This is a genomic window from Sporosarcina sp. P25 (genome assembly GCF_002743235.1).
In the GTDB taxonomy this organism is placed as follows: domain Bacteria; phylum Bacillota; class Bacilli; order Bacillales_A; family Planococcaceae; genus Sporosarcina; species Sporosarcina ureae_B.
Map to the genome: position 1 here is coordinate 1 of NZ_PDYV01000003.1, position 15,998 is coordinate 15,998.

Here is a 15,998-nt window from a genome sequence, read left to right on the forward strand (position 1 = left end):
ATATGACGTACTATAACCATTATCGCGGGCAGTGGAACTTGAAAAAGCTGCCGCCTGCAGAATACAGACGACAGCTTCAACAAGCAGCTTAGGCTTTTTTTATAATTGTCCTTTACAAAGGGTACATTTTAAAGTTGGCATCAGCCTTCCTCTTCTGGGCTTTCTTTCGTTCGTTCTTTTGGTTTTTGCAATTCAGGTGTACGTTCCAGTTGCTCAATGAACTTTCTGGATTTCAGAAAGATTCCTGTTTGTTCTTGATAAATCGTTGAAACAAGCTTCGCCATAAACGTCTTCGTCGGTTTCTTCAACGTCAGTTTGCCAATCTGATCAAGTGGAACATTGTAAAACATTCGGATCAATTTGATTTGTGTAGGGGATAGACGAATGATATACGGATCGACGTTAAAGCAACGATGACAGAGAAAACCTATCTGTTGGAAAGAAAAAGCAAATTCTCCTTCTGTAGCGCCGCAACTTGCACACTCATGAAGTATAGGATGTATTCCTGCAACCGGCAACATCTTCCACTGAAAGAAAAGTGATATGGCTTCCGCGTCATAGCCCTCTTCCAGAGCATTAAAAGACTCGTCAAGCAAACGAAATATGCTCGCATTTGGCTGTTCAGATTCTGTGAGACGATCAAGCAATTCTACAATCAACCCCGCATATGCCGTCGTCTCTAGATCCGAACGAATGTGCCGAACACTGCTGATGAGCTCACCTTGCTCAAGCGACCCCATGCCCCTGCTTGCACGAACAAGAAAATAGCCATGAGTAAAGGTTTGTGTAATGGCTGCTAAGCGACTCGCAGGCTTTTTCGCACCTCTTGCCATCGCCGTGATCTTCCCCGCTTCTTTCGTATAGATCGTCACAATTTTATTGGATTCTCCGTAAGGGATACTTTTGATAATATAGCCTTCCAATTTATTCAGCAACACGCTCTCTCCTTTAGCAGGACAGACAGCTTAGTAGTCTTCCTCGTTAAATCCAAACTCTTTTAAACGACTTGGACGATTACGCCAGTCTTTTTGGACTTTCACCCATAGCTCTAAATACACTTTATGGCCCAGCAACATTTCGATATCTTTTCTTGCTTTCACGCCGACTTCTTTTAGGAGCTTTCCACCTTTACCAATGACAATCCCTTTTTGTGAATCTCGTTCCACTATAATGGTCGCGCGGATATGCGTTTTGTCGGTTACTGGATCTTGCTCAATACTTTCAATCGCCACCGCAATCGAGTGCGGAATTTCTTCGCGTGTAGTGTGCAATACTTTTTCACGAATCATTTCGGAAATGATGAAACGCTCTGGGTGATCCGTTACTTGCTCTGCATCATAAAATTGTGGACCTTCTTCTAAATAACTTTCTAGCGTTTCCACCAATCGTTCAATATTATTGCCATTTAGTGCAGAGATTGGAACGACTTCTGCAAATTTCATTTCATTTGTATATGATGTGATGATCTCGAATAATTGATCAGGATGCACTAAGTCGATTTTATTGATGACCAAAAATACAGGCGTCTCCGATTTCACGAGCCACTCCATAATAAATCTGTCACCTGTTCCGATTTTTTCATCCGCATTGACCATAAACATGATCACATCGACTTCGCTCAGCGTACTGCGTGTCACTTTCAACATGAAGTCGCCAAGTCGATGTTTCGGTTTGTGGACACCTGGTGTATCTATAAAAATCATCTGAGACGTATCGGTTGTGACAATTCCCTGTACTTTGTTTCGTGTTGTTTGTGGCTTGTCGCTCATGATCGCAATTTTTTGACCGACCATGCGGTTGATAAATGTAGATTTCCCTACATTGGGACGTCCGATGATGGAAATAAAGCCTGACTTAAAGTTGTTCTTCTGCATAATCTAAATCCTCCTTGGAAAAAGCACCCGGCAATAGCTGGTCTACTGTTGTTTCTTGTATATGACCTTTCAAATTCGTCAAGTATACAGGCATGTTCGGCGCACAAAATTCTGCAATGACTTGACGGCAAGAACCGCACGGCGCGATCGGTCCTTCCGTATCGCCAATTACTGTAATCGACTTGAACGACGTGACACCTTCAGATACCGCTTTGAAAATAGCTGTTCTCTCTGCACAATTAGATAAGCCATACGCAGAGTTTTCAATATTGCATCCATGATAAATAGTACCGTCGCTTGCCTCTAATGCAGCACCTACTGGAAATTTTGAATAAGGTACATAGGCCGTTTTCATCGCTTGCTTTGCTTCATTCATTAATTGTTCTACTTGCATCTAATTACCACCTCTTCATTCGATCTTATTATCCAAACCATTTTGGAAAGAAAATTATACAGCCGATGATTGCACTGGCTATGGCAAACACGAAAACGGAACCAGCTGCAATATCTTTTGCTTTTTTAGCTAGCGGATGGAATTCGGTTGTGACAAGATCCACAACGTATTCCACTGCAGTATTCATTAATTCAAGCGCCATTACACCTGCAATGACGATAAAAATGATCATCCATTCTATTTGTGAAAGGCCGGTGAACCAGCCTGCAATCAACACGATCATAGCTGACAAACCGTGCGATTTCATATTCCGGCCTTGTCTAAAGCCGTCTTTAATGCCTTCCCACGCAAAGATGAAAGATTTCAAGAAATTTTGCATAGACTCACTGCCGATCCAAACCGAATGCAGTTAAAATCTCTGTCTGTCTGCCGAACATCTCACGTTCTTGTTCTTCATCGAGATGATCATATCCGAGTAGATGCAAGAATCCATGTAAAGCAAGAAACCCGAGTTCCCGCTCGAACGAATGATTGTACTCAATCGCCTGACGTTTTGCAGTATCGATGGAAATCAAGATGTCCCCTAGCACAACAGGCATATCGCTTTCATGAACAATCGCCACTTCTCCTTCAGACAACTCTTCTAGCGCAAATGAAATAACGTCAGTTGGACGGTCTTTGCCTCTGTATTCAGCATTCACAGCTTGAATGGATTCATCGTCCATAAACGTAATAGACAACTCATACAGACCTTCCATTTTCTCCATTATGGACGCGTGAGTCAACAAATCCTTGATCAATGTTTCCGAACTTGGTTCCACGATTTCTGTTTCATCTTCGAAATAAAAATCTATCATAGTCGCTCTGCTCCTTTACTTATCGGGGTATTCAATACGATTATGAAATATCCCGTTTAACGTTTCATTAATTGCTTGTTTCACTAATTTAATTTCTTTTAACGACAAATCACATTCGTCAAATTGATCATCCTCTAATTTCCCTCGTACAATCGCGTTGACGAGCGTAGCAATTTTTTCAGGAGTCGGTTCTTTCATAGAACGGACCGCCGCTTCCACACTGTCTGCAATCATAATGACCGCATTTTCTTTCGTTTGCGGTTTCGGGCCGGGATAGCGAAAATCGTCTTCATTCACATCGGGATTGATTTCTTTCGCTTTCTGATAAAAGAACCGGACGCTACTCGTTCCATGATGCTGTCTTGCAATAGCTATAAGCTCTTTTGGCATACGATGCTTCTCCAAAATTTTCGCGCCATCTTCCGCGTGGGCTATAATCATATCACGACTTTTCTCGGGTGTCAGTGCATCATGTAGATTACGATCATTATGTTGATTTTCAATGAAGAATCCCGGATGTATAGTTTTCCCAATATCATGATAATAACTGCCGACACGCGCGAGCAATCCGTTGGCTCCAATTGCTTCACACGCCGCATCAGCTATATTCGCAACCATAATGCTGTGATGATATGTGCCCGGCGTCTCCACTAAAATTTTCTTTAGTAGCGGATGATTAGGATTCGAAAGCTCCACTAAACGCATATTAGAAAGCAAGTGGAAACTCGACTCGAAGAATGGCAATAATCCCATTGTCAAAGCTCCAGATAACAAGCCAGATGTGATAGCTGCCACGGCATAGAAAATCAGCTCTGGCGTTGTATAACTAGTCTGCGTCATTAACAAATAAAATATGATGAACATACTATTTGATCCCGCAACACCAACACTCGTCTGCAGAATCGTTGAACGTCTGCCATGTTCACTTAGTAAATAAATACTCACAATCCCACCAAATAAAATATACAGCGCTACTTCCATTTGCATGATTGCAGCCAAGCCTTCCTGCAGCATGATACCAGCTGTCGCAGAAGTAATAATCGTCGCAAGTACTGCTGAACGCTCATTAATCAATAACTTGATCAACATCGGTACAAGAGCCGTTGGAAATAAAAATGCAATGAGGACATCAAACTCATAATCGATGTAGCTGACGATTTTCATTAATACGACCGCCAGTAATAAAATAATACAGAAAATAACCAGAGCTTTCTTTTTAAATGCCTCATCTCTTTTGGACTTGCCGAAGTGTATAGCAATCAAACCTGACACAAACAAAATAAACAACACCGTTCCGAACATCGGTTTAAGTGAAGATTGATTATTAAGGACTCCAGAAAGCTTTAGTTGGTGATACACATCACGATCGATCAACTGTCCTTCACGTACGATGACTTGTCCTTGCAAAATACGGATGGCTTCAACTGAAGCTCGCGCATCCGCCTGATTTTTGACTGTCAATTCTTCATCGATTACTTCCGTTTCCACTACTGCCATTCGTCCTAGGGATAGTGCAACATCAAGCAAATCTCTTGGCAGTGTAGTAGTTTCTCGAATTCTACGCTCCACTTCATAGCGATGCATCGGCACCTGTTCAGCTTTAAACGGCTTCGATAATTCTCTTCCCACTACAAGTGTCAATAATTCATGCAAATTATTTAGATCATCTTGTTCAGCCGAGAGCAGCTGTTTAAGTTGGTCACTTGTAACGGGTAAAAAAGTCTGTTCTTTTTCAAGTCCTTCCAACTTCTTTTGGAGCAATTTCATTTTAGATCCCGAGGTCATGTCTGGATCTTCTTTCGCTTCGACTTTGACATCACTCACTGCAGTAAAGATTGAACCGAGGATAGCTTGGCGGTTTTTCATGACATCTTCTGAAAAACGATAGGAATTAGGTACCGCCTGTTCTGCCCGTACACGTTCAAGTTCGGTTTTCTCGATATCTTCTATTGTTTTAGGTGAACGTATAGTTTTCGGTGAAATCTCAAAAGCTGAAATTTCGTACGTTTCGTTTTGCGTGCTGCCATACATCAGAAAAAATAATAAGATACTTGAAAGAGAGACGACAAGAAGCAAAAGAAATGTAAATTTCACTTTTCTTAGTTGTGAAAGTAGTTCCTTTAAAGCTATCATGCAGTTGCCTCCTTTCAGCAAATGTTCCTCACATGATGGTGTAACTATGTATATTCATCATTCAAAAAAAGCAGTCAATTAATTAGTTGACTGCTCTTTCTCATATGCATCAATGATCTTCGCTACAATCGGATGTCGGACTACGTCACCTTGTTCCAAATACATGAATTGGATATCTTGCACATTCTTCAAAATATGTTCTGCAACATTGAGACCGGAATCTACACCGCGAGGTAAATCAATTTGCGTTTTATCACCTGTGATGACCATTTTCGATCCAAAACCGAGACGAGTTAAAAACATTTTCATTTGAGCTTTCGTTGTATTTTGAGCTTCGTCCAAAATAACGAATGCATCGTCAAGCGTTCTGCCACGCATGTACGCCAATGGTGCAATTTCAATGACGCCACGTTCCATAAGACGTTCTGTATGTTCGGCTCCCAGCACATCGTGTAACGCATCGTAAAGAGGGCGAAGGTATGGGTCGACTTTTTCTTTCAAATCGCCCGGAAGGAATCCTAAGCTCTCTCCAGCTTCAACAGCAGGTCGGGTCAACACAATTCGCTTTACTGAACCTGTTTTCATTGCCTGCACAGCCATCACGACAGCGAGATACGTCTTTCCTGTTCCGGCAGGTCCGATACAAAATACTAGATCTCTTGAACGAATTGCTTGGACGTATTCTCTTTGGCCGATCGTCTTTGCACGAATGACTTTCCCTTTTGTGTTGCGTGCGATTTCTTCTTCGTATAAAGAAGAGAAATATTCAATCGTACCGTTTTTCGCCATTTCGATCGCTGTTGCCACGTCGCGTAAATTGATATTAATCCCTTTACGGATAACTTTCAGTAACTGCTCGAGCAATGTTTTCGCGGCTACCGCTTGTTCTTCTGCCCCACTGATCGAGATATTTTCACCTCTAGTGTGGATTGAAACTTTCAATTCCTCTTCAATTAAATTCATGTTCTGATCGGAAATGCCAAGAAGCATAATCGCTTCGTTCGGTTCTTCAATATGAAGTTGAAGTAAATGTTCGCTCAATATTTTCAGTCTCCTTGAGTTATAGGTCGTTTTTCAGCAATGTTTTCATTAAGTAAAAATAGTATAGTCCCACTCACTTTATCATTAGTGAAGGATACATGTAAAATATTTTCTTCCTTAATTATGCGCTCATCTGTTTTCTTTGACAATAAATCGTACTTAATCAATGGCAATATGATGGTCTCTTCCATTCCTTTTTTCAGAAATACTTCCTGAATGTGATTTTCTTTCACCTTATCAATAATAATAGGATTTCTAATACTTATATCTTTTATCTGGTTACCTATCCACGGCTTTTGCCAACTGATATTCACGTTTTCTTCTCCTTGAATCGAATAACTAATCGTCCGGGGTAATTCAAAATGACATTCTAACCAGTAATCAGCAAATACTTCTCCATCCGCCCCTACTACTGCCGTTTTCTCTCCTTGTTCTAGAATACCTGTTGCCAACATATCACCTTTTTTTACGGTCTGATGAATGATACTCGCTCTTTCTCCTCTTGTTAATGCAAAGCGTGTAATTACTCCTCCTGTTTTTGCTACTAGATGGGAGGGCTTTTCTTTCACTTCTTCTTTCACTTCAGTGGACAGTGGTGCAAGCATCGGTGAAACCGTTAACGAAGTACCTGCCTTTGAGAACCGGATCCAAGATAGCGAGGGTTCATCTTGCATCAACAGTCGACGAATTTCATCTTCCTCCGGTAATTTGGATAATAAAGTAGGCGCAGTAATTCGCGCTTTCTTCATCTTGGTTTCCATTCGTTGCGCAATTTCTGGGACATCACTCTCCACCGTGATATTCCAAAGAAACAGCGAGGCAACTAGTGGGATGAAACAGACGATTAAAAACAAGAATGATGCGAATAGCCGATGCTGAACAGTATCCTGACCTTTACGTCTGATTTGTACTTTCACACGGTACTTTCTTCTGTAACGACGGATAATATGAATTCCTTTTGAATCCGTTTCAAAAAACATAGCACTTCCAGTGACATACAAGCTGCTGATCTTGACGTGTTCTCTTTGTAATCTACTTAGAAAAACAGAACCGTTACGAACATCTTTCACCTGAACTTCAAATCGTTTAGGACTCATGGCTGTTTCCTTCTTCAGGCGTAAAACGCACCGTCACTTCCTGTAGTTCATCGATCGATATATGGGCGTGTTGTTCAGTCAGCATTAGAACCGTTACATCTTCTCCTTTAACAGTCATGACATAGTCATTCGTTTGAAAGGATACGGATTGTTCGCTTAATGCGAGCAAGCGATAGTTGCCAGTAATCCGCAATGAGTTGAATTCATCTAGAATAATAGATGGATGAAGTGCGAATAATTTTTTCATGAAAAAACCCCCTGTCTCATCCTATGAAAAGACAGGGGGCGGCATGATTACCGTTTTGATTTTGGTGGACCTAAAATTTCTGCATAGACGATTCCTTGCATGATCTGCTGAGATGTTCTTGGAATCAAGTCTTCTTGCAAAATTTGTTCATCTTCTAACATGATGGACTGGTTCTCTCCGTGCAGTCTACCTCTGCCCGTTTGACGCTCCGGACGTGACGCAGAAACGGGTTTAGCCGGTTTCTTAGGTTCTGCATAGAAGACTTCCGACTGAGGCGCCTGCGACTTTACAGGCTGTCCAGGTTCCTTCGTTTCTTGTTGGAGATCTTGGAATTCCTTTTGAATATCTTCGAATAGGTTCCTAGATAATTCCTTCAATGAACGCGGCTTCTCTTCTGGAGTTGCATTAGTCCGCTGAGTTTCTCTTTGATTCATTTGGCGTTGAGTTGGTTGAGCTGGCCATTGCTGACTAGGCGGTCGCTTCGGTTGTCGATCTGGTTTCTCTTGGTCTTTCTTTTTACCGAATAGAGATCCCAGAGCCAGCATAATGACCAAAATTATCAGTTGTTCCATTATGCATCCCCTTCCCGGGAATTCATCTCGTTATTATTGATCTTTCTTTGGTTGTTGATCCGAACCTGTTTTGCTGATAGAATCTCGCATGCTTGTATCTGCTTGGATATTTTTATAATTCATATAATCCATGATTCCGATATTTCCTGAACGCAAAGCTTCTGCCATAGCTAAAGGTACTTCGGCTTCTGCACCCACAACTTTCGAGCGCATTTCCTGAGTTTTTGCCTTCATCTCTTGTTCATTCGCAACAGCCATCGCACGGCGTTCTTCCGCTTTTGCTTGGGCAATGTTTTTATCCGCCATCGCTTGTTCAGTCTGAAGTTCCGCGCCGATGTTTTTACCGATATCCACGTCGGCAATATCAATCGAAAGAATTTCAAACGCAGTACCTGAATCCAAACCTTTTTTCAGAACGGTTTGAGAAATCATATCCGGATTTTCCAGTACTTTTGCGTGGCTGATAGAAGAACCAATTGTCGATACGATACCTTCACCAACACGGGCAACGACAGTTTCTTCACCTGCACCACCGACGAGACGGTCGATGTTTGCACGGACTGTGATACGGGCTTTCGCTTTTACTTCGATACCATTCATCGCAACACCTGCGATAAATGGTGTTTCGATCACTTTCGGGTTAACGGACATTTGAACTGCTTCCAATACGTCACGTCCTGCCAAGTCAATTGCTTGCGCTCTTTCGAAAGTCAAATCAATGTTCGCACGTTGTGCAGCAATCAATGCATTCACAACGCGGTCTACGTTACCACCTGCCAAGTAATGGCTTTCAAGCTGGTTGATCGATACTGTCAGACCCGCTTTATGTGCTTTAATTAACGGGTTAACTACTCTGCTTGGGATAACCCGACGTAAACGCATACCGACTAACGTGAAGATACTTACTCGTACGCCTGCCGCCATTGCGGAAATCCATAGCGTGACTGGCACAAATGTAAAGAATACCGCCAGTACGATGATGATAATGAAGACTGCAGCTACCAGTCCGATTGTTCCTAGTCCCATCATAAGCCTTGTTCCTCCTCTTTCATCTCTCTAACTACAATTCTAAAGCCTTCTACTGCTACGACAACTACTTTTTTACCACTCTCGATATACCGACCTTCTGATACTACATCGATTCGTTCACCGTCCAACTCGGCAACACCCGATGGATAAAGTGGTGTAATGGTTGTGGCAACTTTCTGCAACAATTCATTACGATTTTTATTGGAGACATAACCGCTTTCAGTATCCATCGTATCCATTAAAATGATTTTATTCAACAGATGAAGTTTTTTACCGAAGAATTTCATAATAACCACTGCTCCTATACATGCTACGGCTATCGCAATTAGCACCGAGATTGCCATGAATGCCAAGTTTGTGCCTGCCAATAAAATACTTCCTATGATAGCCAAGATCCCGAAGATACCCGCTATTCCCCCCGCTACAAAGAATTCGGCAATAATGAGTGCAACGCCGAGCAGGAATAATAACAATGTTTCATAACCCGCGAGCCCCGCTACTGTATGTCCATAGAAGAATAAAAACAGAGCTGTTAACCCCATACTTCCCGGCACACCGAAGCCTGGTGAATATAATTCTACAATCAGTCCGAGACTTGCAACAGAAAGTAAAATCGGTACAACGACCGGATTGGTGATGAATCGCGCCATTTTCTCTGTAAATGTTTCCGTTGTAGAAATAACTTGCGCGTCTTCCAAATCTAGCTTCTTGAGTAACTCATCAAATGAAGCCACTGTACCTTCACTGTACCCTACCTGTTCTGCTTCGTCAGCAGTGAGAGTCAGAAGTTCCCCTTTTTGCGCACGCAAGTCCGGCAGATCAATTTCAGGATTTGCCATTGCTAGTGCATATTGTGGATCACGGTCTGAGTGCTTTGCGGCATTTTTCATTTGCGCCAACCAATAACTATTGGCTTTCGTTTCTGCTGCATTTCCAGAACCATCGATGACTTGTGCAGCACCGATCGAACCGTTTGGTGTCATGTAGATTTCATCTGCATAGAGCGCAAGGAAAGCTCCGGCAGATAGTGCACGATCGTTGATGAAAGCAACAATTTTCACATCATCCGTTGTTTCCATCAGTTTTGCGATTTGATCAGCAGCGTCTACAAACCCTCCTGGAGTGTCTATATCCAGCACAATCGTCTCTGCACCTTCAGCTTTGGCTTCTTTGAACGAACGCTGTAGGAAAGCATGCAGCCCCTTTTCTACTTCTTGATGAAGGGGTACTCGATATACTTTTGTTTCAGCTGCATCTGAGTGTATAAAAGGCAATGCGATTGTACCGATGAATAAAATGAGCAGAAAAACTGACCTAATCATTTTAGACATTATTTTCTCACCTCTCTCTACTGCCTATTATACTTACTATTTACGTTTGAAGAAGCATTTGGTTTCATTTAATCGTAATTAAATAAAAGTTTTTCTTTCTGTTGTGTCATAGCTTGTTAGTATATGGATTATATATGGTTGAACTACTCCCACTTTCACTGTGTTTAGAAGGGGGAGATTCCTAAGAACACCAGCGTAACCACTAGTTATGGATTAGGCGATCCCCGCAGTCCCTGCGGTTCGAAGTCTTATGGCTTCGTTTTTAAGGTTTATACTTGCGTTCAGATCCCGGTCATGATGGCATCCGCAATTCGGACAGTCCCATTCACGCAAGGCAAGATGCTTCACGTCTTGGTTTCTAGCCCCACATCCCGAACAAAGCTGGCTGGAAGGAAATGTTTTTCCGACCACTACCACATGTTTGCCATACCATTTCGCCTTATATTCCAGCATGGAACGAAACTGTGACCAGCTCACGTCGCTGATCGCTTTCGCCAATTGGGGATTTTTAAGCAGTTTCGCTACTTGCAAATCCTCGACTCCGATGACATCGTGGTTTTTGATGATTTCGGTTGATCGTTTATGCAAGTAATCTTTTCTTTTATTGGCGATCGTTTCTTGGATGCGCGCGACTACGATCCGTTGTTTCTGATAATTTTTCGCCTCGCTCAATGGGCACGTTCTTTTACGAGCCGATTCCTTCCGTCTTGAAAGAATCCGTTCTGCTTTCGCTAATTTTTTCTCCATCGAGCGAAAGAACTTTAGGTTTTCGTATACCGTTCCGTCAGACAAGACAGCGAAATCCTTCAATCCGACATCTATCCCTACGACAGAGTGTGTCTTGGGCAGTTCGGACATTACGGTTTCCACCAGGACGGACACAAAATATTTTCCAGTGGCAGTGCGTCGGATGGTCGCATTCATGATTCGTCCATCTACTTCCCGACTTTTGGCGAGCTTTACCAAACCGAGCTTCGGGAGTTTAATCGCATGGCCGACAATGGCGATATTGCCGTTCGTTTGTTTGGTTGTGTACGATTGAACAGGATGTTTTTTCGATTTAAAGCGCGGTATAGCATTTTGTTTTTTGAAAAATCTTTCAAAAGCGTCTGCTAGATTTTTCAAGGAAGACTGAAGAGAAATACTATCGACTTCTTTCAGCCAAATCGTATCTTCTTGCTTTTTTAATTGCGTTAATTCAGCAGAACAGATGCCATAAGAAAGCCCTTTGCCGGTTTCCTTAAAAGTGTGTTCCCACTTGGACAAGAAGTGATTAAAGACAAACCGGCTGCAACCAATGGTTTTGGCGATCAACACCTGCTGTTCTTTCGTTGGATAGATTCGGAACCGAAACGCTTTGTGAATCAGCATGAAGTGCACCTCCATCGTAGGGAACGTATGTTTTCATTATAGCAGACTGATACACTCTTTGGCTAGCGCCAACCGACATGCATCTCCCGCTTACTCATTGAGCCGTGCTCGATTCATTCCTTGAAGCGGGAGTCTTCTGTCGGTAATTAAATAAAAATGAGCAAATAGTTGAAGCCTTGTTTAAAGTTGTAGAGGATGGGGGTTGAATTAGAAGACTGAATTAGTGTCTATGAAAGGATGGAAGCTCCAGATGGCGGACGCTTTCCCATGGGCCTTCGGTGAATCAACTGTTCGCAAGTGCAAAGATATGCTCCTAACGCTTCGCTTTTACTCGCAAAAGCCGTTCTTTGTGACGGCTCTCGCTCTCTTAGTTGTCTCACCTGATCAGGCTGATCCATCGGGAGTCACCGCCAGCTTCCGCTTCCATCCTACTTATTGAGTGGAGATACTTAGAATATTCATCGGAGCTAGTGAGTGAATTATTTTTGTGCCTAAACTTAATTAAGTTCAAGTTCAAGTTCAAGTTCAAGTTCAAGTTCAAGTTCAAAATAGATTATAAACATAACCTCAATGCACAACAAAAAGTATCATCCATTTACATTGCAAGGGAGTGGCGCGTAGGAGGGCTCCCAGGGGATCAGTTCGACAGGCGAGACAACCAAGGGAGCTTGTGACTGGTTGGCTCGCCGCGAACCCTCAGGAAGCGTCCCCTCCGAAGTGCCAATCCCCACCCCTAGACCTTCGCCAACAACTCCTATAAATGGCTTAGTAAATTCCAGACAATAAAATAAACCGAAAATCCAAGGATGGACTTTCGGTTTATAAGAAATTACATTAGTAGGTAATATCAAAATTCAATGTAGGCAGAAATTAGAACTTGCGCTTACGAGCAGCTTCTGATTTCTTTTTACGTTTTACACTTGGCTTATCATAGAATTCACGCTTTCTACTCTCTTGTATTGTACCACTCTTGGATACAGTACGTTTGAAGCGGCGAAGAGCGTCTTCAAGTGATTCATTTTTGCGAACGACTGTCTTAGTCATATCTCTTGTCCCTCCCTCCAAACACACACTTCGAAACATAGCACTTTGCTATGTACTATAAAATTATATCGTATATTTTCTGTTTGGTCAATAAAAACTATTAGAATATCATGAGAAGTTTTATGAATTACTCTTTTAAAGTGATCAATAATCGCTCGATGACGATAGGCCTTGCATGATGGAAACACCCGAACTCGCACCAATACGTGTTGCACCCGACTCCATCATACGATCTACGTCTTCTGCACTGCGCACACCGCCACTTGCCTTAACTCCAATTGCCGGACCTACTACAGCACGCATCAGCTTCACGTCTTCCGGAGTTGCACCGCCAGTAGAGAATCCAGTCGACGTTTTGACAAAGTCCGCTCCTGCGAGCACCGCAAGTTCACATGCCGTACGTTTTTGGATATCGTCCAACAATGAGGTTTCGATGATCACTTTTACTAAAGCCTGATCTTTTGCTGCTTCCACGACGGCTACAATGTCATTTTGCACTTGTTCAAGCAATCCACTTTGTAATGCACCAATATTGATCACCATATCCACTTCTGTGGCACCGTTAGCAATCGCGTCTTTAGCCTCAAAAGCTTTAACTTCGGGTGTGCTTGCGCCTAAAGGAAAACCGATCACGGTACATACTTTTACCTCCGTACCATGTAAAGCCTCTGCAGCTGTTTTCACCCAAGTCGGATTAATACAGACTGAAGCAAAGGAATATTTTTTGGCTTCTTCACATAATGCCAGTACTTGCTGTTTTGTTGCTTCTGCCTTTAACAGCGTATGATCGATATAAGCAGCATAGTTTGTAGTCAATGAAAGCGCTCCTTTTTTACGTACCGTTTTTTTCAGTATAACAAAGCTTACTTTTTGTTGCACGAAAAAGACCACCCATTACAGGTGGTCCAAATTAAATCATGATTTTTTCTTCTGTAAGCACACGAACCGGTTGACCTTCATTGTAAGGATAGCCCGCTTTCGTGATTTTCACTTTTACAATTTGTCCAATCATCGTTTCATCTGCAGGCAAGACTACTTTCAAATAATTATCTGTATAGCCTACATAGAGATTCTGTTCAGTGTCGTCCTTAAAGATTTCTTCTGGAATAACTTCGAGTACTTCGCCTTCAAAACGAGCAGCATAATTTTTTGCTAACTGATCGTTCAACGTTAATAAGCGGTGGACGCGTTCGTTTTTCACGCTTTCGTCAATTTGATCTTCCATACGAGCAGCAGGTGTGCCAGTTCTTTTCGAATAAGGGAACACATGGAGTTCAGAAAATTTATGGTCACGAATGAAATTATACGTCTCCATGAACTCTTCTTCCGTCTCACCAGGGAAGCCTACGATGACATCAGAAGTAATAGCAAGGTCAGGCAACGCTTCGTTCAGACGAGTTAAACGATCAGAGAAGAACTCCATTGTGTATTTACGGCGCATCCGTTTTAGTACAGTATCTGAACCTGACTGAATAGGGATATGCAAGTGGCGTACAACAATATTAGAGTCGCGTAATACATCAATTACTTCGTCTGTTAATTGGCTCGCTTCGATTGAACTAATACGAAGACGTTTCAATCCTTTTACTTGCTGCTCCAAGTCACGCAACAGACGAGCTAAGTTATAGCCTTTTAGATCTTCACCGTAACCACCTGTATGAATACCTGTTAAGACGATTTCAAGATAGCCTGCGTCGACGAGTTGCTGTGCCTGATGAATAACTTCTTCAGGATCACGTGAGCGCATTAACCCTCTAGCCCATGGAATGATACAGAACGTACAGAAGTTATTACAACCTTCTTGTATTTTTAATGAAGCACGTGTGCGATCTGTAAATGACGGTACGTCGAGTTCTTCATAGACACGGTTTTTCATAATGTTGCGCACCGCATTAATCGGTTGGCGCTCTTCACGGAATTGTTCGATCAGCCCAAGTAGTTTCGAACGATCTTGTGTACCTACAACAATGTCCACACCTGGAATTGCCATAATTTCTGCTGGTGATGTTTGTGCATAACAACCAGTTACACAGATTACTGCGTCTGGATTTTTACGAATAGCACGACGAATTACTTGTCGGCTCTTTTTATCACCCGTATTCGTTACGGTACATGTATTAATAACATAGACATCAGAATTCTTATCAAACTCTACTCTTTCATAGTCTGCTTCTTGAAACAGTTGCCAAATAGCTTCTGTTTCATAATGATTCACTTTGCAGCCCAGTGTATGAAAAGCAACTGAAGACATAAGTTGTTCACTTCTTTCATTCAAATTCATAAGACATAGCGGACAATACATATAAAGGTGCTGTTTCCGTGCGTAAGATTCTAGGTCCTAACGACACTGGGAGGAAACCTGCATCTTGAAGTAAAGCGGCTTCTTCCCGCGCTAATCCGCCTTCCGGTCCAAAAACAACTACTATCGATTGTCCATGATACACGTTTTTCAGACGGTCCGCAATCTTATGCGGCATATCACTTTTCGCATCTTCTTCATCCGCAAACAATTTGACATCAAAGGAATCTGTATACATGATCAGTTGCTTGACGCTTTGGACGGATAAAATCTCCGGTACTCGGTTACGATGACTTTGTTCAGCAGCTTCCTTAGCAATTTTTTGCAAACGTTCTATACGTTTATCGCCTTTTTTAGTATCCCATTTGACGATAGAACGACTTGCAGCAAAAGGAATCAATCGACTCATACCTAGTTCGGTACTTTTTTGCGTTATCAAATCAAGTTTATCGCCTTTAGGCAACCCGCAGGCAATCGTTACAGATATCGGTAACTCGTTATCTTTATCCAGTTGTCTCTGCTGCGAAACGGTAACGATGTCTTCAGAAATACTGTCGATCATTGCTATCGAAGCTTCGCCATCATAGACAGTCAGGATTTCCTGACCCGGCGTCATGCGCATCACTTTGACAATATGCTTATAATCATCCCCGCCGATTGCTACTTGACGCTGCTCATTAAATGGTTGATTCAGAAAATAACGTTGCAT

17 protein-coding genes are annotated in these 15,998 nt (G+C 42.3%); all 17 read right to left on the bottom strand.

Annotation, left to right across the window (positions count from 1 at the left end):
- Positions 1-140: 140 nt before the first annotated feature.
- A complete protein-coding gene (recO, locus tag CSV70_RS03355) occupies positions 141-935 on the bottom strand; it encodes a DNA repair protein RecO (protein ID WP_099628193.1) in 795 nt (264 codons plus the stop codon).
- Positions 936-965: 30 nt separating this feature from the next.
- A complete protein-coding gene (gene era / locus CSV70_RS03360) occupies positions 966-1,874 on the bottom strand; it encodes a GTPase Era (protein ID WP_029054691.1) in 909 nt (302 codons plus the stop codon).
- Positions 1,855-2,268, bottom strand: a complete 414-nt coding sequence (locus CSV70_RS03365) for a cytidine deaminase (protein ID WP_099626510.1) — start codon at positions 2,266-2,268, stop codon at positions 1,855-1,857. Before CSV70_RS03365 ends, era begins: the two co-directional genes overlap by 20 nt.
- Positions 2,269-2,296: 28 nt before the next feature.
- Positions 2,297-2,647 (bottom strand): diacylglycerol kinase family protein, encoded by a 351-nt coding sequence (locus CSV70_RS03370; RefSeq protein WP_085133501.1) that lies wholly within the window; start codon positions 2,645-2,647, stop codon positions 2,297-2,299.
- Positions 2,648-2,651: 4 nt separating this feature from the next.
- Entirely contained in the window at positions 2,652-3,125 is a 474-nt protein-coding gene (gene ybeY / locus CSV70_RS03375) for an rRNA maturation RNase YbeY (RefSeq protein WP_085133500.1), read from the bottom strand.
- A 15-nt stretch (positions 3,126-3,140) separates the two neighbouring features.
- On the bottom strand, positions 3,141-5,258 hold the full coding sequence (locus tag CSV70_RS03380) for an HD family phosphohydrolase (protein ID WP_099628192.1): 2,118 nt from the start codon (positions 5,256-5,258) through the stop codon (positions 3,141-3,143).
- Between the two features lie 78 nt (positions 5,259-5,336).
- Positions 5,337-6,299 (bottom strand): PhoH family protein, encoded by a 963-nt coding sequence (locus tag CSV70_RS03385; protein ID WP_198166038.1) that lies wholly within the window; start codon positions 6,297-6,299, stop codon positions 5,337-5,339.
- A gap of 5 nt (positions 6,300-6,304) precedes the next feature.
- Positions 6,305-7,396 (bottom strand): sporulation protein YqfD, encoded by a 1,092-nt coding sequence (locus tag CSV70_RS03390; RefSeq protein ID WP_099628191.1) that lies wholly within the window; start codon positions 7,394-7,396, stop codon positions 6,305-6,307.
- Entirely contained in the window at positions 7,386-7,643 is a 258-nt protein-coding gene (locus tag CSV70_RS03395; protein WP_085133497.1) for a YabP/YqfC family sporulation protein, read from the bottom strand. The genes CSV70_RS03390 and CSV70_RS03395 overlap by 11 nt, the downstream gene beginning before the upstream one ends.
- 47 nt (positions 7,644-7,690) lie before the next feature.
- Positions 7,691-8,215 (bottom strand): hypothetical protein, encoded by a 525-nt coding sequence (locus CSV70_RS03400; protein WP_099628190.1) that lies wholly within the window; start codon positions 8,213-8,215, stop codon positions 7,691-7,693.
- Positions 8,216-8,248: 33 nt separating this feature from the next.
- Positions 8,249-9,241 (bottom strand): flotillin-like protein FloA, encoded by a 993-nt coding sequence (gene floA / locus CSV70_RS03405; protein WP_085133714.1) that lies wholly within the window; start codon positions 9,239-9,241, stop codon positions 8,249-8,251.
- Positions 9,241-10,575 carry an NfeD family protein gene (locus CSV70_RS03410; RefSeq protein ID WP_085133495.1) on the bottom strand — a complete coding sequence of 445 codons (1,335 nt, stop codon included), beginning with the start codon at positions 10,573-10,575 and terminating at the stop codon, positions 9,241-9,243. Before CSV70_RS03410 ends, floA begins: the two co-directional genes overlap by 1 nt.
- 213 nt (positions 10,576-10,788) lie before the next feature.
- Complete coding sequence (tnpB, locus tag CSV70_RS03415; protein WP_099628189.1) at positions 10,789-11,946, bottom strand: IS200/IS605 family element RNA-guided endonuclease TnpB; 1,158 nt, start codon at positions 11,944-11,946, stop codon at positions 10,789-10,791.
- Positions 11,947-12,816: 870 nt separating this feature from the next.
- Complete coding sequence (gene rpsU / locus CSV70_RS03425; protein ID WP_029054680.1) at positions 12,817-12,990, bottom strand: 30S ribosomal protein S21; 174 nt, start codon at positions 12,988-12,990, stop codon at positions 12,817-12,819.
- A gap of 144 nt (positions 12,991-13,134) precedes the next feature.
- Positions 13,135-13,806, bottom strand: coding sequence for a deoxyribose-phosphate aldolase (gene deoC / locus CSV70_RS03430; RefSeq protein ID WP_099628202.1), 672 nt, complete (start codon positions 13,804-13,806; stop codon positions 13,135-13,137).
- Positions 13,807-13,900: 94 nt separating this feature from the next.
- Complete coding sequence (gene mtaB / locus CSV70_RS03435) at positions 13,901-15,241, bottom strand: tRNA (N(6)-L-threonylcarbamoyladenosine(37)-C(2))-methylthiotransferase MtaB (RefSeq protein ID WP_099628188.1); 1,341 nt, start codon at positions 15,239-15,241, stop codon at positions 13,901-13,903.
- Between the two features lie 16 nt (positions 15,242-15,257).
- On the bottom strand, positions 15,258-15,998 hold the full coding sequence (locus CSV70_RS03440; RefSeq protein ID WP_099628187.1) for a 16S rRNA (uracil(1498)-N(3))-methyltransferase: 741 nt from the start codon (positions 15,996-15,998) through the stop codon (positions 15,258-15,260).